This window comes from Bartonella sp. AP58NXGY (assembly GCF_042195785.1).
Taxonomy (GTDB): domain Bacteria; phylum Pseudomonadota; class Alphaproteobacteria; order Rhizobiales; family Rhizobiaceae; genus Bartonella.
This window is the reverse complement of record NZ_JBHIOY010000004.1, coordinates 38,439-58,502: the sequence shown is the minus strand read 5'-3', so window position 1 is coordinate 58,502 and position 20,064 is coordinate 38,439. Positions and strand designations below refer to the sequence as shown.

Here is a 20,064-nt window from a genome sequence, read left to right as displayed (position 1 = left end):
CATTGATTAAAACAGATCAAGGAGGGATCTTCAATTTAATTTGGAGCATCTCAAGCAAGTAAGAGCATTGATGATTGCCGCTATAAAAGCAATTGAAACTTTAGATAATGATGCTTATTTGGCAGAGGCTAGGGATTATATCCAAAATAATCTTGGAAGACCGCAAACCTCAAAATCACGATTTAATTTTTCAACATCATCTTATGCACAATACGTTATTGGGGGATTAAATCATTGAGTTTCTTAAAAGGACGGTTATTCCTATTTACTTTTGCCATTCTAGCATTGTTTTCCATAAGTTGGTTATTATCTAAGAATTTGGTTAGCAATATACCCGTCATGCATGCGGTTGGACTTAGGTTGTTTGCCACCGCTGCCACCTTATGGCTGATTGCAGTATTTCGTGAGAAAGCTGTTTTCAGATCCTTACCATTGCTTTCCATGATACCTGCTTTTTTTATTCTCTCAGTGTTAGGATTTTCGCTGTACTTTGTATGCAGTTTTGGTGCATTAAAATCACTCAAAGCCAGTGATTTAACCATGGTACTCGCTACTATTCCAGGAATTACTTATATATTAGGTGCATTGACAAATGTCCTTAAATTCTCATGGCTGAAGCTTAGTGGAGTGATAATTGTCAGTATAGCAGCTGTAGCATTCAATATAAACCGTGGAGAAGGTGGATATTATAACCTGATAGGAGTAGTTCTTGCCTTAACAGCAGCACTTTCTTACTCTGCTTATGGCTTATTATCTAAACGTTATCTTAAAAATTTACCTTTGCTCACCTCTCTGGCTTGGATCACAACAATTTCTGCCGCATCATTTATGCCATTATTTATTTTTGATCCTGCCCCACTCTTATATCTTAAGTTAGAAGATATATTTAAGATATTGATTTTAGGAACTGTCTGCTCGGCACCAGTTTACGTTTTGTACCAAAAAGTTTTAGCTGAGGGAGGTGTATTATACGCCAACACTATTGGCGTATTATCCCCTTTTGCAGTGGTTACATGTGAATGGATAATCGGCTCTAGCCCTTCTCTCAATGCTATTAAAATAATGGCTATGATGATGGCTGTTATAGGAATGACACTCTTATTTATAGATGCATCAAAGGTATCTGGATGGCAACAGAAACGTCGTGCCAAAAATTCCAAATTTAATGAGGAAACAAAATGAAAAAACTCGCGTTAGTTTGTCAGCGCAATACAAAGTTCCCGTTTATATTTGAAGCAGCACAAGCAGCTAATATCGAATTAGTAATGATCTATGATACCGCTGAAAGCGCTCCTACTCAACCCGCAGCAGTCAGTGCAACTTGGCAACTTCCTGTTTTTGATAATCCAGAAGCAGCTCTAGACGCTTTTGCAGCAGGCGTAAAAGAACGCAATATCGCTGGGGTTATGACCCTTCGCGAAGAAGCCATTCTATGGACAGCTTTGGCTGCAAAAAAAATCAACACCCCAAGTATTGAACCAGAAGTAGCAGCATTAACCAGAAACAAATATCTCATGCGTCAAGCTTTTGCTAAAGCAGGCTTAAGAACACCGAAATTTCTGTATATAGATAATCCAGAAGACCTATTACAAACACAAACCTTAGACTATCCGCTTGTTATTAAACCCGTCTCTGGATGGGCGAGTACAGGCGTCATGTTAGCTAAAAATCCTGAAGAATTTTCTAAGCTTATCAAAGCTGTATGGAATGTTCAGTATAAAGACATGGCACGTTTTAATGATAAAAATAAACCTGTAGGTTTAATTGTAGAACGATATTTGCCAGGAAAAGAATTTGTCGTAGAATGTTTTGTTGATACAACAGGTGTGCATGTTTTAGCTGTTGGCGACAAAGGACAACCTGAAGGACCATGGTTTGAAGAAACAATTTATCGTCAACGCTGTGATATAGATGATCCTTTAATTATTGCTTTATGTGAGGCTGCATGCTCTGGAGTCAAAGCTCTTGGTATAAATATGGGTGCTGCCCATGTAGAGCTACGCCTAGATGCTAATAATTTACCTTATATCATTGAGATCGGCGCTCGTATAGGTGGGTCAGGTGTCTCCCATTTTATTGTAGAACAAAGTACAGGAATTTCATTTGCAAAACTCTGTATGAAAGCGGCTTTAGCTGAACAAAATTTAGATCTTCCTGATGTCCTCCCAGCTAAAAAAGTGGCTGCAAATTATATTATTCCTCTTCATGGGGATGGACGCTTCTCTGGATTTTTAGGTCTCGATAAGGTCGTACAACATCCACAAACTAGCAGAACTATCATTTTCTTTGAAACGGATCATATTTCACCACCGCCACCAGCATTTGGTGGATATCCTGGTTTTATTTTCTCTGTTCATGCCTCAAACGAAGAAGCACGCAATTACCATAAATGGCTTGATGATACTTTAAGCATCATATGGCAAAATACTGACTTATAAAAAAAATTTATTTTTTTGCATGTTGAATGAACATTCACAATATCGGAGAACTCTCTCATTCCAACCCTGTTTATATTGAAGCAGTCAAAACCATTTTCTTACACGTTACAAAAGGAGTAAAAATGCCTCTTATGCATCATCTTACGACAAGAGCTGTAGCAAAAAACATTGGAAGCTGGCAAAGTGTGTGATGGTGCCGGCTTGTTACTTCATAAGCGTAAAGATGGGGGGCTCAATGGATTTACCATTAGACCATTCAAAAATGCCGTCGCGAAAGAACTTTTGGAACGTTGAGAGAACTCTCTTTAAAACAAGCGCGTAAAACTGCACCCACTGGAAATACCACGTTTATCAATAACCCGATAAAGATATTTCTCTTACCCTTTTCAAAACCTAATGATTGAGGAAGCGATGATCTACTTTTACACCCCATTTTAATAGACTCTCTTCAATATCTCCATATTTCAAACCATAAAAAAAACTTGTCATCGACTTTTTCGATATGATCAATCTCTTCTCCCCACGCCTTAAAGAAAGAAGAAAATCTTACCACTTTCACTCCGATTTAAAAGTTATATTTCATCTCTATTTAACAAACAAAACAACGGCCTCGTTCATCTATTCAGCAACAATTCTAACAATTTCTTCAAAGGATTTATCTTGATTTTAAAATTAAAGATAGTGAATCTTATGGTGAAAGAAAGCACACTTTACCACTTTTCTTATTCCCCACTTACAATAATGCACTCGATTCCAAAGCTTCAAAAACGCTTTTTGCAAAATTTAAAAGTAGAAAAATGCCCATTATCCATGAAACTATAGAGTTGTGCATTCTTTCCCTTCACATATCCTTAAAAGAAAAGGCTCCCAATCAGCACAAACAATATTCCCCTGCCTTTTTTCATGCCTGATATCAGCATATCTTACACAACGGTGTTTTATGGCATAATAAGATAACAATGCTGTTCTTTTAAAAAGATGATAACGAAGGCATCCCAAATATTTATAGCCAAAACAACACAAAAATATTTAGAATCTAATGGACCAATTTTTTAAAAGCGTTTAAGAAATGCTATACTCAATAAAAATAAATCAACGTGATACTTTTTTATTAAAACACATGGGACTATTGTTAAAAAATTCTGCACAAACAATGGTTTTAGTTCTCGACAACAGAACAAGATTTTGAAAATCACATTTATTATTTTTAAAAAGAGTGATTAAAAATGATAGCGCAATCCACCAGAAAAACGAACTCCAGAAAAACCCGCCTTTGTTAACGTATACTGATAGCCAAGATCACTGTAAAGTGTAACTTTAGAAGAAAACTGTGAATTGACACCCAAGCCAACCTCTAAGGAAGAACCAAAAGAACTCAACTGGAAAACATCTTTAAAATGAACAAATTGTTCTTTATCAAAACAATGAGCAAGATGAATATTGCCATAAAAAGAAGTGATACGATCCTTTTCAGAGGCTGTAAATGTTTTACTTAAACGCCCACCAACACGCACAAACCATTGATCTATTTTTTTCATATCAACATCAAATCCATCAATATCACGAAACTTATCAAATTGCAGATGTTGATAAATAAGCTGAAGCTGCGGATCAAAAATAAGACCTTCACGTCCTATCATAAACACTTTACCAGCAGAAAAAGAAACGTTGAGAGGTTTTGCTTTTAATGTCGCCGTCTTACCCCAAACATGGCTACGCACATCCCCTTTAAACAAACCATAAGATAAAAGACTATCTATATAAAAACCAGTTTTGTGTTCCACACTACCATATGCCGTAAATGACCATTTATTAAACGTACTCTTTTGACTTTGTTCCACGTTATGAGGTTGTAAGGAAAGCTTTCCATAGATCCCCATAATCCCAAAAGATGTCGTACTATGTGCATTCTCTATCGTTTTAAGCAAAATATCTGTTTCTATAGCGTTATAATCAACATGACCATCGTACCCATATTTAAGTGTAGAAAGATCTGAGACATAACGATAACGCCCACCATAACTGTGAATAGATAAAGCAAAATTCTCTTCGTTTTTTAACAATTTACGAGAAATAGACCGCGTAGCTTGCAACTGCTTTTGTTGATGACGAATATCCATGAGTCCAACATGAAACAAAGCATTTGGTAATAGAAGGTAAGTGGGAACTTGTGGAACAACCTCCCTGATCTTTAACTCAGAAGGGGGAATAACAGACATCTCTAAAGTAGGCTGAATATATTTACTTTCAAGGCGGAAATCCCAAAAATCTCCATCTCCTTCAACCAATCTTTGAGAAGTTTGTGCATTTCCAAGAGAAGAATTCGGACCATAAGCATGAAGATAATATTGGTAAGGCAAACCCTCTAATGCAATATAAGCACGATCTAACTGAAAAGAATCTTCTGCCGCTTTTCCAGAAACCTGAATAAGTGAAATACTATGAGCCTTTTCACCGTTTGCTATCTCCCCCTGATTTCCTGGAACAAATTGCACATAAACTGTGGTTTTCCCAGAAACATCACCATGTATCAAAAGTCGGTCAGTCTGTTTATTATCAAGCAAACCATCACGACTGAGATGTGTATTGAGATAAATATCTGCACTATCTTGCGCACTATAAACTTCTTTCTCTCCCTTCCCAATATAAAGTGTCTGATACTCCTGAAACATTGGCGTTTCAAAAGCAATAAAACTATCAGAAAGTTTTACAAATGAAATAAACGAACTTGTACGGTCTGCAATGTGTGAAGCTATTGCTCCTCTTTTTGTCACTAACCATTTTGATCCTTCTGTCAAATAAAGTTCAGCAATAGAATCATCAGCAACACGCGTCCCTCCTATTAATGAAGAAGAAGAAGCCAAAATTGCTACAGTCCCCCCCTTTTCAGCTGTTAATAATAAATCACCAGAAATTTTTGTGCCTTCTGTTACTGCAATATAACTACGACTGTTATGACTATAAATAGCTGTTCCATCTACAATCTCAAAAACCGTCCTTTTCAAAAAAACGAGTCCCTGTTCGTACGCATTGCTCTCTCCCCCCATCTCAAAATGCATACCATGTTTGTTACCGATTACCTTAATTGTTGAATCTTCAATATTAACCCGCGAAATTAAAATATTTTCATCCCAGCCAACATTGGATTGCACCTTAGAATCTTGTCCAACCATTAAAACATGAACATTTGTAGAAACAATATTAGTCTTCTTCAAATAAACAGAACCACGCTGGTCTACATTGAAAACTGTATGCGCAATTTTTTCATTTGTATTTTCTTTATCTTCTGTTTTTTGACGTTTTGAAGTAATGGTAACATCATCTAAAGTTGCATTTCCCCTTATACCCACATAAAGTACAGCGGCATCATTTACATCAATAAGTCCACCTGTCATCTGAATGCCCGCATCAGCACCAACGAAAAGAGCACTCTCTCGACCAATACCCTGACCTTCTACTTTAATTTTTGTATTCGTTAACCTAACAGCTGCTTCTTTCTTCTCTGCATAAGCAGCTATATGAGAAGCTTCAATTGTTCCACGATTGACCTCAATTATTCCACTATCAGCTTTAAGACCTACTGATACATTTTTAAAAGCTGAATCGCTTAAAACAATTCTTCCCCCTCGTGATACAACAGCACCATAAATATCTTCTATACCTGAAATTCCTTCAACCTCTACACGCGTCGCCTGAATAACTGTATTAGGCTCCTGTACTACTATAGCAGCAGGCAATATGAGAGAACTACCTTCCCCATTCTTTTCTTTAACAGGTGCAGTGAACTTATATATTTTATCACTAATTGTATGCTTTGCACCATCTCTGCATTCATAAGGTAATTTGTTTTCATCACATGACAGTAATACAAATGAACGAGAATGTGCCTCAATATTTGTGTTTAACAAAAAAGAAAAAATAGCTGCCGTAAAAACACACGAATATAAGCGATTTTTAGATACCTTGCTTATCATTATTTTCAAAACTTTCTTTTTCTCAACAAACACAAAAAATGCCGGTAAAAAATAAACCATACATTAAATACGATAAGAACAAAATAAACAAAGTTATTTTACTGTTTTACTGATAAATTACAGCATTTCATAATATGTTTTGTATTTTATGTAAAGAAAGAACAAAAAACTTAATAATACCATTTAGGATTACGCTCTCTTAAAGAACTAATCCCTCAATTGCTGAGAATGGCAACACAAAGCGTCGGAAAAATAATCTCAAAAAAAACTTGAAGAAAGGCAAACTTTGGAGAGATATAATCTTAAATTTCTTTCACTACCAAAAAATAAAAATACAATAAAATGAGAATAATTGTTAAGATTTAAAAACTCAAAATGTCTTAATAAAAACACAATACCATGAAATAAGCTATACAAAAGCTATAATTGTACTACTTCTTCAACAGCAAAAACCTAAGTAAATGCTCACTAGCGTATAAGTTAATGTAGGTATCTAATTCTATATAAAAGCTGTAAACTACCTAGTAAAAAAATTGAATAAATTTTCTCTTAAGTCCCTATCATCAATGTTTTCAATTCATCAATAAATCACTCTAGAAGATATCATCTCGAAATAGACCATAAAATAAAAAGATATTTACATCAAAATTACTTGCATAACGCTTTAATATCTTCTGATAAAATTTAAAATACAATAAAACACTCACTTTCCTGAAATTAAAAAACATCAAAATAAAATATTTCATCAAATTCATTTTTATAAAAGTAATCTATTTATTATCGTTAAAGAGGATATTTTAGCAAAGCTATTCTTTGCCATTTTTTATATTGAATAACCTTCTCTAAAAATGCTAACCATCCCCCAATATCATTATCATCTGAAAATAATACATTGCTAAGCTAGTTTCTAATGAATATAACTATATCAAGGGTAAAAGAGCAGCACTTTTACTCCCTCACCCCTATTAATATTTTCATTGAACTATTACTTTAAAGATGAATATATTTTACTGTTAGATCACTTTTTCAAAACTTTTCTATTTTTTATCATTCTGAAGACGTAACATCAAATCTTGTTTCTGTTTCGTTGAATTGGTTACACCAAAAGTATCATTGTCCATAACCTGCTGATACCCTGCTACCATTAAATTGACTAAAAATGAATCACTTCGCGGTGTTGATGAAAAATAGATCCCTTTGAATCCTGCAATTTATACCGATAACCTGCTTTAGTCATGCACTCATAAATTGCTGCAAATTCACTTGCACGCGAATCCATATTTTCAGGAGAAACGTAGATTGGTTTCCATCTACATTTTAACAGTGCTTGTTGAACCATAGATTTATTAACACCAGGCTTTTCCCATCATGCCAATGTCGATAGGGGAGATTTACTAACACATCCCGCAGAGCTTAAAAAATCATAGCACTCAATAACTTCAATATTTTTTTCATTTTCCCCCTCCCTCAATATTTATGATAAAAAAGCCTATAAGCCTGTGCTAATTTTTTCACATGTAAGATTGCTAGTCTATTGAAAAAATAATCCCGCCCCCCCTGCGAGAACAAAAATATAAGGATTATTGATTACAACAGCATCAATATTTAAGGTTGACATTCGGGTTGCTCTTTGTGCTCTTCACAATGAGGACTATTCAAGCGCCTCTCTACACTTCGCTGAGGAATAACAGCATCAGGCTGACAAATTGGAAGATTTTCATACTTTTCACACCACTTTACCCTTCCCAATTTATCTTGGAAACCTGCTTGTATCATGCATGCATTCACAGACTCCTCTGCATTGAATCTCTCATCAGTACTTGTTTCTGTATCAAGACGACCATCAAGATACTGCATTCCACACTCTAACAGAGCTTTTTTTATCTCAAGTTGATCAGCACCAGACTTTTCCCATGCATCTACAACTGTTTGAGAAGGCTTTTCTGGATAACATCCAGCCATAACAAATAGAGTCATCCCACTTAATAATTTTAAAATCTGCTTCATTTTCCTATCCTTGAATAATTTGATATTATGAAACAATCCATAAATTACTTTACATGCTGTTTTTTCACTTCCAAAATAACGATGAACATTATCAACCTTCATGGTCATTTATCTCTTTTCGATAATTATACCGTCGATATTATATCAAAAATACAGCAAAATTACTACTTAAATCGTATTCTATCAACGTTATGCATATAATTATTCTCAATATTTTGATTACAACCCAAATAGATATTTTTATATTATTGTGCCAACAGTTGTGGTCCCCATAAATAAATAGCATTGACATACTAAATTAAGGGCTCTCGTGCACGGGCATGAGAAACATGAAGGTAGAGATTGTAATCATCACCAGCAAAAACTAAGGCTGATATTCAGGTGTGGTTTTATATTTTTTACAAAACGGGCTGTTCAAATGCTTCTTGACACTTCGTTACGAGATAACAGCACCAAAACAACAAATGGGGAGGTTTTTATCTTTATAAGATATAACACCAATATAATCCTCCCCATTTGTAGTGGAGTTTTTCTTGAAGCATGCAAGCTTTAATGGATGTTTTCGCATTGATGCTTATCTTTTTATTTTCTGGCAAAACATCATAAGGGGGTGGCATACCACATTCTAACAGTGCTTCCTAACAGTGCTTCTCCTACCTCAGTAAAATCTGCTCCAAGTTTCTTCTACACACTCAAGTTCCCTCTGTTTATTAAACTAATATCCCATTATGGTGCATAAAGTGAAGACGCTCAATAATTTCTAAGATTTGTTTCATTTTTTTCTCCTTGAAGAAATTTACATTCGATTGGATTAATCATTAAAATCTTTGGCACTTATCCTTCGCATGTCAAAAAAAGTATGGACGTTATAAGGATCTGTAAACACTTTCTATGCTTCTTTTTAAATATTATTGCCAGCAGGCACTATCCCATAAGTATAGCCATTGCCACCAACTACTGTTTTTACAAAATCATCTTTATGCCCATCAAAGCCGATAGTGGTTTATTTGCCTCCACTCACATAACTTAATAGACCTGCCATAACTTCAGCGTTAGAAGCCGGCACATAAAGATTGATAGTTGTGTTACCTGCTATATCCTGTGCACCTTGTTGTTTTAAAGAATTCAGCATATTCCTCAATATTACACCCACGCAGCTATGAGCATAAAACTTACTCCTGTATTGTTATAGAGATACAGCAGATCTTTTGCGTCTCCTGTTGAATGGGTTAAACCAAAAAATTCTTTTCCAGAAACTTCTGGTACCCTGCAAGCATAAGTTCTAAGACAGCAGAATCAGCTTGTGGAAACACGATAAGATAAAACGGTTCATTTTGATTGTTGGCATAGTGCACCGCATAAACAGCAATCTTTTCCAACGAAGTAAAAATGCCATTGAAGAAAACATGGCCCTTGCTATCAGAACCTGCTTTTAAATGCTGTTTTTCTTCATCTCTTAAATAGAATAAGGTATTTTTATCCGCGGCTGTCTTGTATAGGATTTCCATTTTTATCTGTTGCATAGATGATATTGCTCTTTTCATCACGGTCAACGACAGCAATGGAGTGTTCTTTAATAAACATGATTTGACAGGATTAATTGCTGTATTAAAATCTTTCTTCCAGCAATTGCTTTGCCATTTCTTGGTTTTCATGAACGAAACGTTCCAACTTTTCTACATCTCTTTGTGATAAACCATGATGCGCTGGCAGTATCACGGTTAAAGGAGGCGATTGCTACTCATCGCTGCCCCCATTTGCCTTGTTAATGCCATTTTCTCTGCTTCATTTGTCAGGATGATGATAGCATTGCTAATGGAAGACTTAGTGTAATCTTCCTTTAAGTCCTACTCTTTTACATAATCTAAGACGTTTTTGGCAATATTTTTTGCGATACCATATTTACCTTGGTATATTGCCTATCCGCAAAAATGCTTACACCTTAGCTGCTGGCTTGCGCATGAACGCTGTTTACAATATCATTGAAAGTAAATTTGATCTTTGCTCTTTTGACTGCAATAACAACAAGAATCGTAAAAAAACTGCCACATGCTCATCATTATCTTAAATTTACTCTTCTATGAGATTTTAGTGTGATACCTTGCTGCTCTCTATTGCAGCTTTTGCAAACACAATGATACAATGCCCCTATGGCTTCGTTATCCGCTGTTTTTGATCAACACCAGCCCTCTATCAAAAAATAATAATAGAAATGGAAAAAACATCTCCCCTTTACCCCATAATAACCCAAATATCCTTTTAAAAGACCTTCAAGATTCCACCCTTCTTTTCAAGGGAAATGCATAAGAATTTTATCTTTGTTTCTAAAAGAATAGCAGTTTCTTAAACAACAAAATTTAAAAAATTAATTTTTAAAAAAGCTTATAAAACATTTTATTGATTGAGTTGAGTATAGATAAAAGAAAAATGAATAAAATAATAAACATAATTCTTACAATAACTTCTTTTATGAAAAAAACTTCATTAATAGATTTAGAAAAAGATATCTCCCTATAACCTTATCCCTCGTAAAATCTATTCGCACTATTAGCATTTTAACATGAAACGCTTATATTGATGGCGCAGCTCACCATTAGAAAACACCTAATATTTACACGATTTGGTGGTTACCATAAGTAATGGACCACAAAAACTTCCAAAACAAAATAATAACGAGCATATTTTTTCAATCTAGATTGTTTAACCTTTAGAGAATAACAATCAAACATCTGTTCTCCTGATGACATCAGCTATTTGTTTTGAGTTTTATCTCCATTCACATTTTATTGCTGTCTCTTTTGCTTAAAATTATAAAGTTTAAGTGCATAGAAACAAATAACAAGCCAAGAAATCCAACTAAAACCTATAATTAAAACTGGCCGTGTTTCATCAAAATACCATAAGAGAATAAAAATAAAAACCATAAATAAAATAGAAAAAATCGATCCTATTGGCCAAAATGGAATTGGAAATTTTAAACCATTCTGTGCTTCTTTAGGCATCTTAATCCGCATGAAAATTTGCGAAAGAAGAATCATCATCCAAACAAAAACTGTCGCAAATGTGGCCATTGCTGCAATAAGAAAAAAAAGCTTTTCATGATAAAAATAATTAAGGACAGCACCAAAAAGAAAAATACAAAAAATCATCAAAATAACAAAAACTGGAATACCGTTTTTTGATAAATATTGAAACTTTTTTAAAGCATAACCTTCTTGCGATAAACCATGGATCATACGACAAGCACCATACATTCCACTATTCATTGCCGAAATAGCCGCTGTAACAACAACAATATTTAAAATATTTGCTGCATATGAAATCCCAAGATTTTCAAAAATGGATACAAAAGGGCTATCTAAAAGACCAATCTCATTCCAAGGATAAAGAGACATTAAAATAGCTAACGTCATGACGTAAAAAAGCAAAATACGAACTGGAGTAGAATTAATTGCCTTTGAAATCGTTTGATGAGGGTTTTGAACTTCCATGACTGCCATACCAATAATTTCTATGCCACCAAAAGCAAAAACAACAACACTAAAGCAAGCTAAAAAACCAAACCAACCATTGGGAAAAATACCACCATTCTTCCATAAATTATGAACAGTAACGGTAGAAAAATCTGCACCTTCACCCCATCCAAAAAAAATAATTGCTATTCCTAAAATAATCATCGCAATGATAGCGATAACTTTAATAGAAGATAGCCAAAACTCCAGTTCACCATAGACTTCTACAGCAGCTAAATTAATACCTGTGATGATTAATGTAATACTCAGTGCCCATACCCAAGGAGCAACATCAGGATACCAAAAACCCATATAAGTCGCAAAAGCTGTAATATCAGCCAAACCAACAAGAATCATCTCAAATACATATGTCCATCCCGTTAAAAAACCTGCTAATGGTGATATGTAATTTGCCGCATAACGGGCAAAAGAACCAGGCAATGGATTATGAAGTATCATCTCACCTAAAGCTCGCATAACCATAAAAATAGCCAAACCAGCAATACAATAAGCAATCAAAACACTTGGACCTGCAAGTTTAATTGCCTGTGCAGACCCATAAAAAAGACCTGTTCCAATAGCAGATCCAAGAGCTAAAAAAATAACTTGGCGCTTACTCATCCCTCTTTTCAGTTCATTTATTGCCATTTCTGTCCTTACTTTTTGAAATGCTAACAATCCACACCGCAATAACAGCTCTATGATAAATAAAGCCTCATGTTTCTTTCACAAATATACTTCAAAAAACATCGAAGACCAGCCAGTCCAACACTTTGCTCTAAACAATAAAAAAATACTTTTATTGCGAATTATTCAGCTTTTATAGCCTGCAATTTCGTATTATTTTATTCAAATAAAGTGATAATGAATTTTTTTATAATCGTCATTTAATTCATTTCGTATTCTCTAGTTTTTTACAGAGAAAATCAACCTTAATGTAGTCTAAAATCTTAGACTTCTATTTCAGTGCACCGAAATAGAAGCCTAAAAATTCATAACAAACGCATTAACTATGCATACAATTAATTTTTTGTTACTTTAAACAAACTCTCTTTGAGTCCATAAAACAAACTTTTTACGCCAATTAAATAGCTCAATTAATGATAATACGAATCTCGCAAGTTTCCAAAAGCATGAGAAAATCTATCTACAACCCATCTTTTAAAGACTCCAGCTGCCTTAACGACAAGCTTTCCAATGAAAAAAAAATATATGGTAAAAAGAGCATCTTTGATTGTTGGTCCGATGATAGTATCCTCCTTCTCTCTGGGAGTTTGCCCTGAGATAGCAATAAAATCTTTGTTTTTCGCTAAAATAAGAGGCTCTTTCTCTTGGGCCATTATCATAATGAAAACTTCCTCTGGAAAGCTAGCTCTCCTAAAATTTGCATGAATCTCAAGAATTTTAGAAAAAAAAAGAACTGTTATTAAAATACATAAGCGAGCACTTTTAAACATTTCTTTCTCCTTTTTTATTTAAAATACCAAAAATGAAATATAAAATTCATAAAGTATTAATAAATAAAAATAATATACAATAAAATTATTTATTTTTAATTAATAAAATTCCTATAATATAATTTATACTTATAAAAATATAATATTTCAATATACAATTTGTGTATATTATTTAAACTATATTAAAAAATCTGACATAAAATTCAACTTTATAGTTTCTATAAAATTATGATGATAAATCAGAGCATTTAAAGTATCTAGTTGGCTACAAATAACAGATATATACAGGAATAAATACATAATTTATTAAATAATTAAACTATAGTATTGATCTTCTATATTGTCATATGAAGAAGTTTCAAAATTCAATATCCGCCTTTCATCATTTGCTTTAAAACAAATATTATTGAAAACTTAATGAAGGAAAAATTGTTTCTGGTAAAACAGATAATAAATGTCCTTCACGCACGAGTATATGTGCTTGATGAAGATCTGGGGCCATATAGCGATCTTCCTTAAGAGAGGCAATATTGTTGCGTAAACATTCCATAACAGATTGCAAAAAAGTACTTGTTTTTAAAGGTGCACGATATTCAATTCCTTGTGCTGCAACAAGCGTTTCAATGCCAATAAGTGTAAAAAGGTTTTCACTCATTACCAATAACCGACGAGCGCCATGGCAAGCCATTGAAACATGATCTTCTTGATTAGCTGAAGTGGGTGTTGAATCAACGGAAGCAGGATAGGCCATTTGCTTATTTTCAGACATTAAAGCAGCTGCTGTTACTTCAGCAATCATAAAACCTGAATGAAGACCTGGGTTGTGCGCTAAAAAAGCTGGAAGACCGTAAGAAATTGCTGGATCAACCATAAGAGCAATACGCCGTTGAGAAATAGATCCTATTTCACACAAAGCAAGAGCGATCTGATCTGCAGCAAATGCTACAGGTTCTGCATGGAAATTCCCACCTGATACAACCTCACCATTCCTTAAAATCAATGGATTATCTGTAACAGCATTTGCTTCAATAATAAGTGTTTTTGCTGCGGCTAACAAAATATCAAAACATGCCCCCATCACCTGTGGCTGGCAACGTATACAGTAAGGATCTTGTACACGCTCATCACCTCGTAGATGTGCTGCACGAATTTCTGAATCCTCTACAAGTTTTTCTAATGTTTTCGATACGGCAATCTGCCCATAATGTCCTCGTAAAATATGGATATCAGGATGAAATGGCGCCGTTGACCCCATGAGGGCATCTGTTGTCAAAGCTCCTGCCAACAATCCACCACACAATGCCCGATAACCTCGAAAAAGACCGGCAAGTGCAAGGGCTGTTGAGGTTTGAGTCCCATTAATAAGAGCGAGACCTTCCTTTGCCTTTAAAATAATAGGGGACAATCCCGCTTTTTCTAACGCAGCTGCTCCACTCATACGAATATTTTTAAAAAATGCTTCTCCCTCTCCCATCATAACAGCCGCCATGTGAGCAAGTGGGGCGAGATCACCGGAAGCGCCAACAGACCCTTTTTCAGGGATGACAGGAATGACGCCCTTTGCAAGCATATTTTCCAGCAAATTTATCAATTCTAGACGAACCCCTGAAGCCCCTCTTCCTAAAGAGATAAGCTTTAAGCTCATTATCAAACGCACAATATTTTCTGCTAAAGGTTCTCCCACCCCACAACAATGGGACAAAATAAGATTTCTCTGTAAAACAGCAACATTGTCCGCATCAATTTTAATGGAAGCCAATTTCCCAAAACCAGTATTAACACCATACACTGGCTTACTTCCAGCAGCAATTTCAGCAATGCGCTGCGCTCCTTTCTCGATAGCTAAATGCGTATTATTATGAAGTTTACCCACTTCTCCATTAAAATAAATAGCTGCAAGCTCACTAAGCGTTACCTCGCCCGGTTTTAGTGTAATCATCATGATTTTCTTTCTTCGTTCATTAAAGTACAATGCTTAACATTATTGATCTTTCTATAAAACCTATAAAACAAAAAACTATAACGACTCTTTAAACGAAAAGCCTTTTTTAAAACTATTCCTTAAAACAAAGGCATTGTCCAAAAGCAGAATAATTAAAGACAGATGAAGATAAGATATTTACAAGCCCCACAAAGGTCGTGGATTTTAAGTCATAAACTATTCCCACTAGACTTATGAAAAAACTTAGATCAATAGCCTACACCATCTATCACGATTGTAAAATTAAACTCTCCCTTGAAGAGAAAGTAAAACGCGCAATGGAGCTATATATGAAAAATTAAAAAACTTATTCAAAACATCAACATAGAAAAGAGATTGAACTTATTTTACCACTTCTAAAATTATATTCAAAGCGCCAGATTGAAACCTGAAAAACACAAGTTCAATAAAATCACACAAAAACTCAGCCTAACCCATTATTTAAAATAGAAGATAAAGCTCGTTTTTTACATTAAAAAAATTAATTAATATATTGTTTTTATTTTATATATTTTAAAAATAAAAATGCTTCATGACGTATTTTTCTTTTTTCGTCATTTGAAGCTGGTTTTAGAGCTAATTTCAAAATTAGTTGGTTTTTAAAGATAAGCCATTTTTATCGAGTATTTATAGGCTTTCCAAAGCCTTCCACTCTTTTTACTCCCCAATTCTGATTGAGATACTTTTTTAGTTTTTTATCAAAATCTACTTTAATAAAACGCTCACTTAACAGTAAAAAATAATTATAAAAATAAAGAATTACCGAATATTTCTATTCAAGCCAGCTCTTCCCATTTTATAAAAATCTGTTGTTAAACTACAGGAAAGAAAAACACTTTGATGCTATAATCAGTTCATAAAATTTTCTATTAAGAACTCCTACATATCTCAAGTGAATAATGAAGATTATATGTAACGAGGCATCAATTTGAATGTTGAAGAAGAAAAAGCTGTTCGTCCCCCTCAAAAAACGCACCTTAATAATGCATAAATTTCCTGAATATCACCTGCTCTGATGTTCTATAAGGTCGTAAAAGGGATCATCGATATCAGATTATCCTGCATACATATAGAGCTCACTTCGATATAAAATCTCCAAATTGCCTTGCACTTCATATTGTTTTATCAATGCGACCAATTGCCGCAAATATTCTTTTCCATGGTTCGCAATAGCGCGTTGCGCTTGCGTTGAAGAGCGGCTCATTCCAATAAAAGATTCAGACGGGATCATCATCGTCCAATTATGCGTATGGAAAGAAATTTTTTCTGCTTTTACCCCAAAGCCATCACTCATTTCCTGTAAAAAATCAAAATTACGATAATAACGAGAATAATTTGGACTCATTTTCTCTAACAATGTCTCATAAGCCTCTAGAAATTCACTATGTTTGAAATCACGATTATTTTGGACAATTGCCATGACACCATTGGCTCGAAGTTGATCTGAAATAGCGCAAAGCAACTTAGGGCGATCCATCCATTGAAATGCCTGCGCTGCAACGATAAGATCTACCTTGCCTATTTGAGGCAATAGATCTTCGGCTCGGCCCTGATACCACCGCACGTTCGGAAATTTTCTTCGTCCCTGCTTAATCATATCTGCCGATACATCAATAGCATGATATTGGTGCTCATTTCCTAAAAATTTAACAATTCCCTCTAATGCGATGCCTGTCCCAGCACCCACATCCACAATGGACAAATGCTTTTTGTTCTTAAAAGGATGGAGCATGGTTTTAAATAAAGTAAGGGGATAGCGAGGACGATAACGATCATAATCATTAGCCAATCCATCAAACTTTTCACTTTGCCGCTGAACAATTTCTATCATAGGACTTTCACCCTCCTTCACAATTACTACCATACATAATTAAAAAGCCCTTTTTGTCCAATGTATTAAACATAACTTCTAAAGGAGGAAAATAAGAACTGCCCTTACCTTCTATCTTTCCATAAGATTGATACTTACATTTTTCTCTTTTCCAATTGTTATCTGCACGTTGTGAAACCCAAAACTCCTACGAAAATAATATAATTTTCCGTAATAATAATTGATATAAATATTATTGATCTTTTATAAGATAATATCTATATTACCATTATTACTTTGATATCAACAAGCCACTTAAGCGTATCTAAAACGCATAGAGATATCAATTTATTGATAAATACACCTGTTTATAAAGTTCAAAATACTTTCCACCAAGAAAATAAACCCTATATAATACATAAAATATCTGTGGAGACATCTTTATGTTAAATGTACAAACTTCTTCAATGTTTAAAATATTAAAACAATTGCCAATCGTGATTTTTTTGGCATGGTTAGTGCCATTTTTAAGTGGGTGCGGATTTAATACGATACCAACAAATGAAGAAAAAGCACATGCAGCATGGAGTGAAGTACTCAATCAATATCAACGTCGTACAGATCTCATCCCCAATCTTGTAGAAACAGTTAAAGCTTACGCAGCTCATGAACAAAGCGTTTTCACCAATGTAATTGAAGCACGTGCTAAAGCAACGCAAGTCAACATTAATGCAGATATGTTGAATAATCCAGAAGTTATGCAGCAATATCTCAAAAATCAAGCAAATTTATCAAGTGCACTTTCGCGGCTTATGGCTGTTGTTGAAAACTATCCGGATCTTAAAGCAAACCAGAACTTTCTTGCTCTTCAATCACAATTAGAAGGAACAGAAAACCGTATTTCCGTTGCACGCCGCGATTATATTGAAACAGTACGTGCCTACAATACTGCACTCAAAACAATGCCGACGATGATTTGGGCAAAATTATGGTTTCGTGATGCTAAACCTATGCCAACTTTTACCATCGATACTGATAGCCAACAAACACCAAAGGTTAATTTTAATTAATGAAATCATTTCGATACTCTTTGCAACGTATTGTATTTTCACAATTATGGGTTTTTATCTGCTCTCTGTATTTAGTTGCTGCATTGGGAAGTATCGCTTGTTCGCAAATAAAATTTCCTCATTTAACAGGTTATGTTAATGATGTGGCTCATTTGCTCGATAATGCAACCAAGGAAGACTTGACAAAAAAACTGGCAGCAATCGAAGAGAAAACGGGAGATCAAATTGTTCTTGTGACACTCCCTACTCTTTCGGGCAATGATATAGAAACATACAGCAATTCTCTTTTTCGTACATGGGGATTAGGCCAAAAGAAGATCAATAATGGTGTATTACTGGTCATTGCACCGAATGAACGCACAGCACGTATCGAAGTTGGATATGGTTTGGAAGGAGAGCTAACAGATGCTCTTTCCTCTGTCATTATTAATAGCTTCATGATTCCTAATTTTCGCGAAGGAAATTATCAAAAAGGAATTGCTGAAGCAGTTGATGCAATTATCAAAGTTATTACAGAAAGTGATTCTGATTTTACTTTTCGCATCAAAGAAAAAGCTAAAATCGTTGAAGAACAACGTAAACAAGCTGAAAAAGAAGAAATGATTATAAATACAATCATGTTTCTCATACTCTTTATAGTCGTTGGTTTGCCCATTCTTGCAATGATTTTTGGTAAAAAAGTGGGTCCACAAAAGTATCTCTGGCTGGGGATCATCTTCACACCTTGGTTTCTTAACTTAAGTGCCGGTGGCAGATATCCTGGTGGAAGGTTCGGAGGTCCTCGAGGTGGAGGGGGATTTAGGGGTGGTGGTGGATCATCAGGTGGTGGCGGTGCAACAGGAAGATGGTAAAAGGAACGTGGATTTTTAAGCGTAGCAAATCTTCTTAAGATAAAATTTTATGAACGTATTCTCTTTTATTCAACAATTCTATACCTTACTCTGTAATCACTTTTATTGATTACAATACAAACTCAAACATCAAGATAAATATTACCCATGACATGTGAATTGAAACATACAGATCGTAATCACTTATCACATCATTTTAATGCAATTCTAGAAAATCCACCCGTTGAATGGAAAATAAGCGATCATCTAGTTGAGTATCCTGAAGCTTTACGTTACATGCAAGAACGTGTAGAAAAAATTCTTGCAAAAACTGCGCATGAACAAGTTTGGCTTCTCGAACACCCTTCCCTTTATACAGCGGGGACGAGTGCCAATAAAAAAGATCTTTTGGCGCCTAATTTATTCCCTGTTTATGAAGCAGGACGTGGAGGTGAATTTACATATCACGGTCCAGGACAGCGTATTGCTTATATCATGCTTGATCTTAAACGCCGGAAACAAGACATTCGTGCTTTCATTAGTGCATTAGAAGAATGGATCATACAGATGCTTGCCAACTTTAATATTAAAGGCGAACGCAGAGAAGATCGCGTTGGTGTCTGGGTTAAACAGTCTCATTGCCCATCAACACAAAATGATCTTTCTTCCGAAGATAAAATTGCAGCTATTGGCATTCGAGTGCGCAAATGGATAAGTTTTCATGGAGTTTCTATCAATGTTAATCCTAATTTAGCCCATTATTCAGGAATTGTTCCTTGTGGAATTACAAACCACGGTGTAACAAGCTTTCTTGATCTAGGTTGCCCTGTAGCAATGCATGATATTGATATTGCTCTCAAACACGCTTTTGAAAAAATTTTTGGTCCAACAATTGATGTTTCCTAAGTGCATTGATTTTTAAATAAAAAACAGGCATAAAATTTATTTTAATGAATATTTTATTTGATGAGGTAGATAGTTAAAC

The 20,064-nt window shown here is 34.7% G+C and carries 14 protein-coding genes and 3 pseudogenes; 7 read left to right on the top strand and 10 right to left on the bottom strand.

Annotation, left to right across the window (positions count from 1 at the left end; genetic code table 11):
• Nucleotides 1-40: 40 nt before the first annotated feature.
• The 4 genes and pseudogenes from ACFINC_RS04035 to ACFINC_RS04020 form a co-directional block, all read left to right on the top strand.
• Nucleotides 41-238 (top strand): hypothetical protein, encoded by a 198-nt coding sequence (locus ACFINC_RS04035; protein ID WP_375616208.1) that lies wholly within the window; start codon nt 41-43, stop codon nt 236-238.
• The gene (locus ACFINC_RS04030) at nt 235-1,182 is read left to right on the top strand and encodes a DMT family transporter (RefSeq protein WP_375616207.1); all 948 of its coding nucleotides are present in this window, start codon (nt 235-237) and stop codon (nt 1,180-1,182) included. The genes ACFINC_RS04035 and ACFINC_RS04030 overlap by 4 nt, the downstream gene beginning before the upstream one ends.
• Entirely contained in the window at nt 1,179-2,438 is a 1,260-nt protein-coding gene (locus tag ACFINC_RS04025) for an acetyl-CoA carboxylase biotin carboxylase subunit family protein (RefSeq protein ID WP_375616206.1), read from the top strand. The genes ACFINC_RS04030 and ACFINC_RS04025 overlap by 4 nt, the downstream gene beginning before the upstream one ends.
• Nucleotides 2,439-2,560: 122 nt before the next feature.
• A pseudogene (locus ACFINC_RS04020) lies at nt 2,561-2,767 on the top strand (Arm DNA-binding domain-containing protein); the annotation flags it as partial.
• Nucleotides 2,768-3,658: 891 nt separating this feature from the next.
• Here the strand turns inward: ACFINC_RS04020 and ACFINC_RS04015 are convergent.
• The 10 genes and pseudogenes from ACFINC_RS04015 to ACFINC_RS03970 form a co-directional block, all read right to left on the bottom strand.
• Nucleotides 3,659-6,412: an autotransporter outer membrane beta-barrel domain-containing protein gene (locus tag ACFINC_RS04015; RefSeq protein WP_375616205.1), complete on the bottom strand. Its 2,754-nt coding sequence runs from the start codon at nt 6,410-6,412 to the stop codon at nt 3,659-3,661.
• 1,037 nt (nt 6,413-7,449) lie between these two features.
• Nucleotides 7,450-7,867, bottom strand: a pseudogene (locus ACFINC_RS04010) (hypothetical protein).
• Nucleotides 7,868-8,017: 150 nt separating this feature from the next.
• Entirely contained in the window at nt 8,018-8,419 is a 402-nt protein-coding gene (locus tag ACFINC_RS04005) for a hypothetical protein (protein WP_375616296.1), read from the bottom strand.
• A gap of 364 nt (nt 8,420-8,783) precedes the next feature.
• A pseudogene (locus ACFINC_RS04000) lies at nt 8,784-9,103 on the bottom strand (hypothetical protein); the annotation flags it as partial.
• Between the two features lie 319 nt (nt 9,104-9,422).
• Complete coding sequence (locus tag ACFINC_RS03995) at nt 9,423-9,551, bottom strand: hypothetical protein (protein ID WP_375616204.1); 129 nt, start codon at nt 9,549-9,551, stop codon at nt 9,423-9,425.
• Between the two features lie 97 nt (nt 9,552-9,648).
• Nucleotides 9,649-10,074: a hypothetical protein gene (locus tag ACFINC_RS03990; protein WP_375616203.1), complete on the bottom strand. Its 426-nt coding sequence runs from the start codon at nt 10,072-10,074 to the stop codon at nt 9,649-9,651.
• Between the two features lie 1,128 nt (nt 10,075-11,202).
• Nucleotides 11,203-12,579 (bottom strand): amino acid permease, encoded by a 1,377-nt coding sequence (locus tag ACFINC_RS03985; protein WP_375616202.1) that lies wholly within the window; start codon nt 12,577-12,579, stop codon nt 11,203-11,205.
• Nucleotides 12,580-13,028: 449 nt separating this feature from the next.
• Nucleotides 13,029-13,388 (bottom strand): hypothetical protein, encoded by a 360-nt coding sequence (locus ACFINC_RS03980; RefSeq protein WP_375616201.1) that lies wholly within the window; start codon nt 13,386-13,388, stop codon nt 13,029-13,031.
• A 403-nt stretch (nt 13,389-13,791) separates the two neighbouring features.
• Nucleotides 13,792-15,330, bottom strand: a complete 1,539-nt coding sequence (hutH, locus tag ACFINC_RS03975; protein ID WP_375616200.1) for a histidine ammonia-lyase — start codon at nt 15,328-15,330, stop codon at nt 13,792-13,794.
• Between the two features lie 1,093 nt (nt 15,331-16,423).
• Complete coding sequence (locus ACFINC_RS03970; protein ID WP_375616199.1) at nt 16,424-17,200, bottom strand: class I SAM-dependent methyltransferase; 777 nt, start codon at nt 17,198-17,200, stop codon at nt 16,424-16,426.
• 422 nt (nt 17,201-17,622) lie between these two features.
• On the opposite strand from ACFINC_RS03970, the gene ACFINC_RS03965 reads away from it, so the two are divergent.
• From ACFINC_RS03965 to lipB, 3 genes are all read left to right on the top strand, one after another.
• Nucleotides 17,623-18,249, top strand: a complete 627-nt coding sequence (locus ACFINC_RS03965) for a LemA family protein (RefSeq protein WP_375616198.1) — start codon at nt 17,623-17,625, stop codon at nt 18,247-18,249.
• Nucleotides 18,249-19,100, top strand: a complete 852-nt coding sequence (locus ACFINC_RS03960) for a TPM domain-containing protein (protein ID WP_375616197.1) — start codon at nt 18,249-18,251, stop codon at nt 19,098-19,100. The genes ACFINC_RS03965 and ACFINC_RS03960 overlap by 1 nt, the downstream gene beginning before the upstream one ends.
• 147 nt (nt 19,101-19,247) lie before the next feature.
• On the top strand, nt 19,248-19,985 hold the full coding sequence (gene lipB / locus ACFINC_RS03955; RefSeq protein WP_375616196.1) for a lipoyl(octanoyl) transferase LipB: 738 nt from the start codon (nt 19,248-19,250) through the stop codon (nt 19,983-19,985).
• Nucleotides 19,986-20,064 lie beyond the last annotated feature (79 nt).